This window comes from Halomonas sp. 707B3, from assembly GCF_024158645.1.
Lineage (GTDB): Bacteria > Pseudomonadota > Gammaproteobacteria > Pseudomonadales > Halomonadaceae > Vreelandella > Vreelandella lionensis.
In genome coordinates, this window is the sequence record NZ_JAMZBE010000123.1 from 1 (window position 1) to 10,499 (window position 10,499).

Here is a 10,499-nt window from a genome sequence, read left to right on the forward strand (position 1 = left end):
CTCGTAAGTGGGCCGACCATTGTAACGCTTTCGCGAACGAGACGCCTAACGCCTACTTGAACGAGGTGGAGCGAGAAGTCGACAAAGCTAAGCAACTGCTGGCACAGCGCGAAGCCCTACGCGTGACGCTGGATTACCCGGCAGAGCTGCCGGTGGTAGAGCGCCGTGAGGATATTCTCACCGCGATTCGCGACCACCAGGTGGTGGTGGTGGCGGGGGAAACCGGCTCGGGTAAAACCACTCAGTTGCCCAAGATGTGTCTGGAGCTTGGCCGTGGCCGGAAAGGCCTGATTGGGCATACGCAGCCACGACGGCTGGCGGCACGCAGTGTCGCGGGGAGGCTGGCGGAAGAGCTAAGCGTGCCGCTTGGCGAGCAGGTGGGCTATCAGGTGCGCTTTAACGACCAAAGCTCGCCGAGCACACTCGTTAAGCTGATGACCGATGGCATCCTGCTGGCTGAGACGCAGCACGACCCGCTGCTGCTGCGCTACGACACGCTGATTATCGACGAAGCTCACGAGCGCAGCCTCAACATTGATTTCTTACTGGGCTATCTCAAGCGGCTACTGCCCAAGCGTCCTGATCTGAAAGTCATCATTACCTCCGCAACGATCGATGTGGAGCGCTTTGCGGCCCATTTCGGCTCGACGAAAACGCCTGCGCCGGTGGTCGAGGTGTCAGGCCGCACGTTCCCGGTAGATGTCCACTACCGCCCGCTGGTGCGCAGCGAAGAGGACGAGGATGACCGCACGCTGCAGGAGGGGATTTTGCATGCCGTGCGTGAGATCGAAACAATCGAGCGTGAAAAAGGCTGGCTGCATGGCCCCCGTGATGTGCTGGTGTTTCTACCCGGTGAGCGGGAAATCCGCGAAACCGCCGATACGCTGCGCCGCGCGGATTTAAAGGGCACCGAGATTCTGCCGCTGTATGCGCGCCTCTCTAATGAGGAGCAGAACCGTGTGTTTGCTCCCCATCGGGGGCGTCGCATCGTACTGGCGACTAACGTGGCTGAAACCTCCCTCACCGTGCCGGGGATTCGCTACGTGATTGACCCTGGCCTTGTACGCATTAGCCGCTACAGTTACCGGGCAAAAATTCAGCGGCTGCCCATTGAGCCGGTCAGCCAGGCAAGCGCCAACCAGCGTAAAGGCCGCTGCGGGCGGATTGCGGAAGGCGTGTGCATTCGCCTTTACGACGAAGAGGATTTCCTGTCACGCCCCGCGTTTACCGACCCGGAGATTCAGCGCACCAACTTAGCATCGGTCATTCTTTCAATGCTGGCGCTCAAGCTCGGTAATATTGAAGACTTCCCCTTTGTTGATCCGCCCGATGGCCGCTTTGTCAAAGATGGTTTCCGGCTGCTATTTGAACTGGGCGCAGTAAATGATAAGCAACAGCTTAGCGCCCTGGGGCGTAAGCTGGCGAAACTACCCATTGACCCGCGTTTGGCCCGTATGGTGTTGGCCGGTGCAGAGCGAGGCAGCCTGAGGGACGTGCTGGTCGTGGTCTCTGCGCTGGCGATTCAAGACCCTCGTGACCGGCCCGCCGACAAGCGCCAAGCCGCTGACCAAGCTCACCAGCGCTGGCATGACCCAGACTCCGATTTCGTTGCGCTGCTAAATTTATGGCATGGCATCGAGAATGCTCGTGAAGCGTTATCGGGCAACCAACTGCGCCGCTGGTGCCGTGACCACTACATTAACTACCTGCGCATGCGCGAGTGGCACGATACGTTCCGCCAGTTGCGCCAACTGCTGCGGGATATGGACATTGAGGTGCCTGCGCCGCTGCCTCGTGATGAGAACGAGAGCGAAGAGCAGGCCAAGCAGGCAAGGCGAAAAACATCGGGCAAGCTGCATCAGGCGCTGCTGTCTGGCCTGCTCTCCAATTTGGGTACGCTGCTTGAGAACCGAGAGTACCTCGGCGCGCGTAACCGCAAGTTCATGATTCACCCCGGTTCTGGGTTGGCGAAGAAAACGCCCAAGTGGGTCATGGCCTTCGAGCTGATTGAAACCACCAAGCTGTTTGCGCGCACCGTTGCCAAGATCGACCCGCAGTGGATCGAGCCACAAGCGCAGCACCTAGTGAAAAGCAGCTACAGCGAGCCTCACTGGGAAATGAAGCGCGCTCAGGTCGTGGCGTTTGAACAGGTCACCCTGTTTGGCCTGCCGATTGTGGCGCGTCGTCGCGTCCATTACGGGCCCATTGCGCCCCAGGAGTCGCGGGAGCTGTTTATTCGCCGGGCGCTGGTGGAAGGCGAGTTCCAAACCAAAGGAGAATTCTTCACCCATAACCGTGCGCTAATCGAAGAGGTAGAGGCGCTAGAAGATCGTGCCCGCCGACGGGATATCTTGGTCGACGAAGAGACGCTGTTCGCCTTCTATGACGATCGGATACCTACCGATATCGTTAACGGCAAGGGCTTTGAACACTGGCGCAAGCAGGCAGAGCGCCAAGACTCCACGCTGCTGAAGTTTGACATCGAAGCGCTAAAAGCTCGGGATGCCCACGACGTTACTCAGGCGCAATACCCTGATCATCTAACGCTTTCTGGGGTGGCTTACCCAGTGAGCTACCACTTCGACCCGGATGCCGACGATGATGGCGTGACGCTTACGGTGCCCGCCGCCATGCTGCCGCAGCTGCCGGTGCATGCGTTGGAGTGGCTGGTGCCGGGGCTGCTGCGTGAAAAGTGCATTGCGCTGCTGAAATCGCTGCCGAAAAGTATTCGTCGCCAAGTGGTGCCCATTCCCGACTGGGTCGATGCCGCGCTGGAGACCCTCGTGCCCGATGAGCGGCCGCTCACCGAAGCGCTGGGGGAGTTTATCCGCCGCCGCACTGCTACCCGCGTTCACCCGGATGATTGGCGTCTCGATCTGCTGCCGCCGCACCTCATTATGAACGTGCGGGTCGTTGATCATGCGGGTAAAACGTTAGGCCAAGGACGCGATGTGCGTGCGCTGGAGCGGCGTTTCGAAGAGGCGGCGAGTGCAGGCGCCCAGGCGCTGGCCGATCAGGCAAGCCAAGCGCCCGCCTTGGATGAGTTACCAGAGTCGCCGCTGCCCGAGTCGCGGGTAACGACTCAGGCCGGTATCCGAGTGGAAGCCTACCCAGCACTAATGGCCGAGGCCCATAGCTTTAAAGTGGCGCTTTTTGATCATCCCGCGAAGGCGGCGGCGGTTCACCAGGAAGGCGTGGCACGCTTGGCCATCGCCAAGCGGCCGGAACAGGTCAAAGCCATCAAGCGCTTACCTGGCGTGGAAAAGTGCGCTCTACTCTTTGCTAAAGTGGGTAGTAAACAAGCATTAGTGGATGATTTGCTGCTGGCGGTCTTCACGCAGGTGGTGGCAACACATCCGTTGCCACGCTCTGCCAATGAGCTCACCGAGCGGCTTAAAGCAACCGAAAGTGAGCTGATTCCCTATGCAACATCGCTACTGACGCGCATTGAAGAGGCGCTTAAAGGGCATCTAGCGGTGACCAAAGTGCTTAAAGGGAAGCTTAACTTTGCCCTAGCGCTCGTTTACAGCGATGTGAGCGCGCAGATGCAGCGCTTGGTTTATCCTGGCTTTATTCGTGACGCAGGGGAATGGCTTAGCGAGTATCCACGCTATACCGAAGCAGCTCTCATCCGCCTCGAAAAAGCGGCCCGTGAACGCGGCCGTGACCAAATGATGATGCAGGATGTCCAAGCCCTAGAGGCACGTTTTGATGCGCGGCGAAAAAGCGAACGTAGAGGCGCCGCTGAAGACCCTGAACTCGTGGCATTTGGCTGGTGGATACAAGAATTGCGCGTATCGCTCTTCGCCCAGCAGCTAGGCACTCAGATGCCGGTATCCGTGAAGCGCTTGGAAAAGCGTTGGGAAGAAATTACCAGCGTTTAATGCTACACAAGAAAGCGCTTAGATAGAGCGGGGTGGACAACCTCGCCATACGCTATTTTACTGACGGTTTCGGCTATTTGCCTTGAGGCCGTAATAAGGAGACAGGCATGACCAATGTAGTGATCACCGGTACAGGACTCTATACACCGGAAAACGCCATTGATAACGCGGCGTTGGTCGCTGCTTTTAACGCGTGGGTTGATCTCCATAACGCCCAGCATGCGGATGCCATCGCGCGTGGAGAGCAAGAAGCACTGGCTTATTCCAGCAGTGAATTTATTGAGAAAGCCTCGGGAATTAAAAGTCGTTATGTGCTCGATGCTCAAGGGATCCTTGACCCTGAGCGTATGCGGCCTAAACTGCCTCAACGTCATAACGATGAACCGTCTATTCAGTGTGAGATGGCGACTCAGGCCGCGCGTCAGGCGCTAGAAACGGCCCAGGTTGATGCCGCTGATATTGAGCTGGTGATTGTGGCCTGTTCAAACCTAGAGCGTGCCTATCCGGCGGTCGCGGTAGAAGTACAGCAGGCCCTAGGAACAATGGGTTATGGCTTTGATATGAACGTGGCCTGCAGTTCTGCCACCTTTGCCTTGGAAACGGCGGCGAACGCGATTGCGTCAGGTAGCGTTAAACGTGCGCTGATTGTGAATCCTGAAATTTGTTCTGCCCATTTGAATTTTAGAGACCGTGACAGCCACTTTATTTTCGGCGATGCTTGTACGGCTATGGTACTAGAAAATAGCGATGTTGCCGTGGCCGATGAGCGCTATGAAATTCTGGGAACGCGACTGGTGACGAAGTTTTCCAATGCGATTCGCAATAACGCGGGCTTTTTAAACCGCGTGACCGATAGCGATCCGCAGGCGTTAGATAAGCTGTTCGTTCAGGAAGGGCGCCGCGTTTTTAAAGAGGTGTGCCCTATGGTCGCTAAGCTTATCACTGACCATCTCGCTTCATTAGAGCTGTCGGGGGCGGATTTGACGCGGATGTGGTTGCATCAGGCCAACCGCCATATGAATGATCTGATTGCACGTAAAGTATTGGGTGAAGAGCCCAGCGAAGCACAGGCACCGATTATTTTAGATCGCTATGCGAATACCAGCTCTGCGGGCTCGATTATCGCTTTCCACCTTCACCGTGAGGCACTGTCGGAAGGGAATATCGGCGTTATTTGCTCGTTTGGGGCGGGGTACAGTGCAGGTAGTGTGGTGCTACGTCGCCAGTAATAGGCCGATTTTGCCTATCACCGGTTATGTTAGAAATAGCGTTCTATGTTGAAAGAGGAAATCGCATGCTGAAGCTGTTGGCACCGCAAAAAGAGGGTCTAAGCACATGGCAGAAGCTATTGCCTATCGTGTTGCTAGCCACGTTAAGCATGGGAGGGTGCGCCAGTACGGGGTCTTCTCAAGAGGGAGACACTGCGCAAGAGCGTGTAGCGGCTGACCCGCAGGACCCTTGGGAGGGCTTCAACAGGCGTGTGTTCGCGTTTAATGATGTGCTGGATCGCTACGCCCTCAAGCCCGTTGCACGAGGGTATAAGGCGGTCACTCCTGAGCCGGTGCAAACTGGGGTTGGCAACTTTTTCTCCAACTTAGGCGAAGTGCGTACCGCGCTCAATAGCCTGCTGCAGGGCAAACCCGCCAATGCGGGTTTAGCAACATCACGATTCTTGATCAACTCGACGGTGGGTATTGGCGGCTTGCTTGACTATGCCACGCTCATGGAAATTACCGCGGATAAAGAAGATTTTGGTCAAACCATGGCCGTGTGGGGCTGGGAGGACTCGCGCTATTTAGTGTTACCTCTGCTAGGTCCGCGCACGCTCAGGGATGCCTCTGGCTTGCCAGCCGATTTCGCAGCGCATCCCATTACGTATATGGACGATCACCAGCTACGTGCAGGCCTGACGGCACTCGATATTATTCACCTTCGCGCGGGCTTGTTAGACCAAGAATCGTTGATTTCGGGGGATCGCTATCGGTTTGTCCGTGATGCCTATTTGCAGCGCCGCCAGTTTGAGGTGAATGACGGTGTGCTTGGCGAAGACCCGTTTGCCACAGATGATTTTGATTTCGACGATACCGACTTCGGTGACGACGATTTCGCCGATTGAGGCCTAACATGGATCACGCTAAGCAGTTGATCGCGGTAATCGACGAGCCCGGCGCAGAGCGTGACGCGCTTGCTGAGGCGATTACCTGTGACGGTATGTGGGTGTTTGCTGCAGATAATATTGACCATCTGCCTAGTGGCACGGCGCTGATTGTCGCGCATGCTCGGGCAGTGCCGCGTCAACAGTGGTCTCAGTTGACCCACCGGTTGCCAACCCTGGTCGTCAGCGACTCTCGTCAGGATGCTGACTTGATTAAGGCCATTGATGTGGGGTTGGTGGACTACATCGTTCATCCTCTGCGACATACCGAACTGCTGCGCCGAATGATTCGTAAGGCGATTGAGCTTCACACCTTGGCCCAAGAGCGTGATCGTGATCGTGAACGTCTCGCTGAACTCAATGAGAGCCTTGAGACTCACCTCGCGCTACTGCGGATGGACCAGCAAAGCGGGGGGCATATTCAGCGGCGTTTGTTGCCAGCGCATCCTAAAGTGATCAACGGCGTTTATTACGACTACTGGTTTGCGCCGTCGCTTTATTTGTCGGGGGATTTTCTCGACTATCAGCGTTATAACGACCGTTTTAGCGCGTTCTATTTTGCCGATGTCTCTGGGCATGGAGCGTCGTCGGCCTTTGTCACGGTGCTGCTGAAGTATTTGTGCAACCGATGGTTAAGCGAGTGGGATGGCCAAGCGCCAGAGCGGCTGCCGCCTGATTGGTTAGCGGCGATGAATCGTGAGCTTCAGGATACCAACATTGGTAAGCATGCCACGTTATTCGTCGGTGTTATTGACCATGAAGCGCATACTCTTCACTATTCGCTCGGCGCACAGCTACCGATGCCGCTGTTGGCGGCTGACGGTAAGCTGGAGCGCTTAACCGGGGAGGGAATGCCGGTAGGCCTTTTCCCAGATGTGGAGTATCCTGCGCTTAGCTGTGCTTTACCGGCCAACTTTCGTTTGTGGCTGTGTTCAGACGGTGTATTGGAATGCTTGCCGGGTAAAACGCTCGACACGCGGCTCACGGAACTTGAGCAACTCGTTAGCGAAAGTGTCACGCTTGAGCAGTTGCGCGACCGGCTAGCCAAAACCAATTCGCTTTTGATAGAGGGCGATGAGGATGATGAGGCGAACCAGGACCGCGATGCTTTACCCGATGACCTGACAATCATGATGGTGAGCGGATTTGGTCATGCTGATTGAAGAGGGCCGCATTAAAGCGGCGTTCAACTCTGGTGTTTTTGTGTTAAAGCTCTGTGGCGATGTGCGGTTAACGCTATGTGCCACGCTAGATACCCAAGCGCAACGTCTTGCTGAAACCCCTGGCCTTCAGGCGGTGATGATTGACCTGCGCGAAGCGACCAATGTCGACTCAACGGCGCTGGGTTTTCTGGCCAAAGTAGCCATGGCGGTTAAAGGGCGGCTGGAACAGCCTCCGACGATTATTGCCGATAACCCCGACGTGCGTCAGATGCTGGACGTCATGGGTTTTGCGCGTTTTTTTACCTTGATGGAAGCGCCATTAAACCAAACTGAGGGGTTAAGTTCTGCATTAGAAGATTTGCCAGAAGTACCGGCAGATGAAGAGGGTTTGCGCGATCGTATTTTAGAAGCTCACCGCATTCTAATGCACATGAATGAGCATAATCGCGAGCAGTTTCAGCCGCTGGTTGAAATGCTTGAATCGCAATCCTCTACCGTTCATAAATAAAACGCCCTCCATCCCTAAAGATAAGAGGGCGCTGCTACGTCGCTGTGAGTATTAATATACTTAGTGTTTGCGTAGCGTGCTGAGTAGCTCTTCAAGCTTGCGCTGGTCGGCCATGAACTTGCGAATGCCTTCAGCCAGCTTGTCAGACGCCATTTCATCTTCGTTCATTTCCCAACGAAAATCTGCTTGGGCTAGCGCCTGCTCTGCTGAGCTGCTGGCACCCATGGGCGTTAGCTGGCGGGGAAGGTCGCCCTGTAATTCATCTAACTCGTTAAGCAGCGCAGGGGATATAGTGAGGCGGTCACAACCTGCCAAGGCTTGTATTTCGCCTACGTTACGGAAGCTGGCTCCCATCACAATCGTTGGATAGCCGTGTCCCTTGTAGTAGTCATAAATACGCTTAACCGATTGTACGCCAGGGTCATTGGCGCCGCTGAAGTCAGCTTCCGGCGAGCGCGCTTTGTGCCAGTCGAGAATACGGCCCACAAACGGTGAAATCAGCGTAGCGCCAGCATCGGCACAGGCCTGCGCCTGAGCAAAGCCAAACAGCAGCGTCAGGTTGGTGTGAATGCCATCGCGCTCAAGCTGGCGGGCCGCTTGAATGCCTTCCCAGGTGGACGCCATTTTAATCAAAATACGCTCAGGGCCGACACCATGCTGGGCATAGCGCTCAATTAGCGAGTGCGCTTTGGCAATGGTGGCATCACGGTCAAACGAGAGGCGGGCGCTGACTTCTGTCGACACATAGCCCGGCACCAGCTTGCTAATCTCGCTGCCAATATCCACCGCGACACGGTCTACCGCGTCGTCGAGATCGGTGCTCTCTTTGGCGATGCTTGCCAAGCGAGCGCGGCGCTCTTCCTGTTGGGCAGCTTGAAGGATGAGAGAGGGGTTGGTAGTTGCATCCTGGGGCTGGAAGCGGCGAATAGCCTCAAGGTCGCCCGTATCAGCAACCACGGTGGTCATTTCTTTTAATTGGCTTAATAGGCTAGTGGCCATGCAATGCTCCTTGGTTGTCCTGTGGGTTACTTTAGCAAGGGCCGCGCGTGACGAACAGACACCGACAAATGAATTGAAATCGATTATGATTAGCGGCCTACCTTTTCGGCGGCACGCGCCGCTTTTTTTATGCCCATTTTAAGGAGGCTTATGGAACTTAATCCTCGTCGGGTGGCTTGGTTGGTGGCCGCCAACACAGCGCTTGCGCCTTTCGCGATTGATGCCTATCTGCCTGCCATCGGCATACTGGCCGAGAGTATTAATGCCAGCATTCACCATACTGAACTCTCGATCAGTATGTTTTTGTTTGGGTTTGCATTGGGCCAGCTCTGCTTTGGGCCGTTATCAGATCGGTTAGGCCGGAAGCCGGTGCTGTTAAGTGGGCTAGTGGTCTTTATGCTGGCCAGCTTAATGATTACCACCGCCGATAGCTTAACGTCGCTATTGGTTTGGCGCTTTATTCAAGCGTTAGGGGGCGGAGCCTGTGTGGTGAACTCGGCTGCCATCGTGCGTGACTGTTTCAGCGGGCGTGAGGCGGCTAAGGTGATGTCCACCATGGCCATGATCATGATGCTGGCCCCGCTGGTGGCACCGGCGGTGGGTAGCCTGCTGCTTCACATTGCTGGCTGGTGGCTCATCTTTATTTTCCTGGCTGTTTATGCCGGTTTCTTACTTTGGCTGTTAGGTACGCGCTTACCTGAAACCCGCGATACCAACTTGCCTGCGGCCTCGCCTCGGCAAGTGATCCGCAACTATGCAAGCGTGCTGCGCCACAAAGAGGGCATGGGCTATATCTGTGCGGTAGCCGCTTCGTTTGCCGGGCTATTTGCCTTTGTGACCGCATCGCCATTTTTATACTTGGACTATTTTTCGCTTTCGCCAAGCGTCTACCCACTGGTGTTTGGGGTGAACGTAGTGGTGATTGCGCTCTCCAACCGCGTCAATATTCACTTGCTGCGCAATCGCACACCACAGCAGAACCTGCGCTTAGGTCTGGCTGTTCAACTAGTGGCCGCCCTGGGTCTTGTGTTGGCCACGGCGCTTAACGTGGCGTCGCTCTATGTGGTGGTGCCGCTGGTGATGATGTTTACGGGCATGATTGGTCTGATTACGCCCAACGCCATCTCTTCATTGTTGGATCATTTTGGCCATATAAGTGCCACCGCGACAGCGCTGTTGGGTGGCATACAGTTTAGCTGTGGGGCGCTGGCAGGTGTCTTAGTAGGGCTGTTCCAGGTTGAGCACTTATGGCCCATGGTGCTGACCATGTTAGGTGCTGCCCTGCTGGGTAATATCGGTGTGAGAATGCTAACCCAAGCCCCAAAGGTGGATGACGCGTTGTAATGGATAGCCTGCTGCAGTGGTTAGAGGTGCCCTTGGATAGCTGGTTAGCCTGCGCAGCTGTACTGCTGCTAGGTGCCTTTGTACAGCGGGCCACGGGCTTTGGCTTGGCGGTGGTGGGTGCGCCACTGCTGTTGATGATAGAGCCACGGCTGGTGCCGGTGATTTTGGTGCTGTTTGGTTTCACCGTCTCTTTGATGATGGTGCGCCGTTACTGGCATGAGGTGAGGTTAAGGGAAATAGGCGTTGCCCTGATTGGACGCTTACCGGGTAACGGATTGGGCATTTGGCTGTTGCTGGCAGCGCCGATGGTTGTGCTGGAAAAGTTAATTGCCGCCATCGTGCTATTTGCTGTGCTGGTCACGGTATGCCGCTTCGAACTGCCGGTGAACCGCTTCACGCTATTTGTGGCGGGTATTCTCTCCGGCGTTTTTGGGACGGTGGCGGCC

At 55.9% G+C, this 10,499-nt stretch carries 8 protein-coding genes; 7 read left to right on the forward strand and 1 reads right to left on the reverse strand.

Translation table 11 applies throughout. The features are described from left to right. From hrpA to BIS10_RS14365, 5 genes are all read left to right on the forward strand, one after another. Positions 1 to 3,884, forward strand: a 3,884-nt coding sequence (gene hrpA / locus BIS10_RS14345) for an ATP-dependent RNA helicase HrpA (protein WP_253506114.1), incomplete at its 5' end; no start/stop codon positions are given. Positions 3,885 to 3,991: 107 nt separating this feature from the next. Then, entirely contained in the window at positions 3,992 to 5,113 is a 1,122-nt protein-coding gene (locus BIS10_RS14350; protein ID WP_083024542.1) for a beta-ketoacyl-ACP synthase III, read from the forward strand. Positions 5,114 to 5,178: 65 nt separating this feature from the next. Further along, positions 5,179 to 6,000, forward strand: coding sequence for a VacJ family lipoprotein (locus tag BIS10_RS14355; RefSeq protein ID WP_083024540.1), 822 nt, complete (start codon positions 5,179 to 5,181; stop codon positions 5,998 to 6,000). Between the two features lie 8 nt (positions 6,001 to 6,008). After that, positions 6,009 to 7,202: a PP2C family protein-serine/threonine phosphatase gene (locus BIS10_RS14360; RefSeq protein ID WP_253506116.1), complete on the forward strand. Its 1,194-nt coding sequence runs from the start codon at positions 6,009 to 6,011 to the stop codon at positions 7,200 to 7,202. Beyond that, a complete protein-coding gene (locus BIS10_RS14365) occupies positions 7,192 to 7,710 on the forward strand; it encodes an STAS domain-containing protein (RefSeq protein WP_083024539.1) in 519 nt (172 codons plus the stop codon). Before BIS10_RS14360 ends, BIS10_RS14365 begins: the two co-directional genes overlap by 11 nt. Positions 7,711 to 7,770: 60 nt before the next feature. Here BIS10_RS14365 and tal read toward each other — a convergent pair whose 3' ends face one another. Further along, a complete protein-coding gene (tal, locus tag BIS10_RS14370; RefSeq protein ID WP_253506118.1) occupies positions 7,771 to 8,709 on the reverse strand; it encodes a transaldolase in 939 nt (312 codons plus the stop codon). A gap of 150 nt (positions 8,710 to 8,859) precedes the next feature. Here tal and BIS10_RS14375 point away from each other — a divergent pair, with 150 nt between their 5' ends. Together BIS10_RS14375 and BIS10_RS14380 are read left to right on the forward strand one after the other, a co-directional pair. Next, positions 8,860 to 10,053 (forward strand): multidrug effflux MFS transporter, encoded by a 1,194-nt coding sequence (locus tag BIS10_RS14375; RefSeq protein WP_044630115.1) that lies wholly within the window; start codon positions 8,860 to 8,862, stop codon positions 10,051 to 10,053. After that, on the forward strand, positions 10,053 to 10,499 hold a 447-nt coding region (locus BIS10_RS14380), incomplete at its 3' end, for a TSUP family transporter (RefSeq protein ID WP_253506120.1). The genes BIS10_RS14375 and BIS10_RS14380, both read left to right, overlap by 1 nt.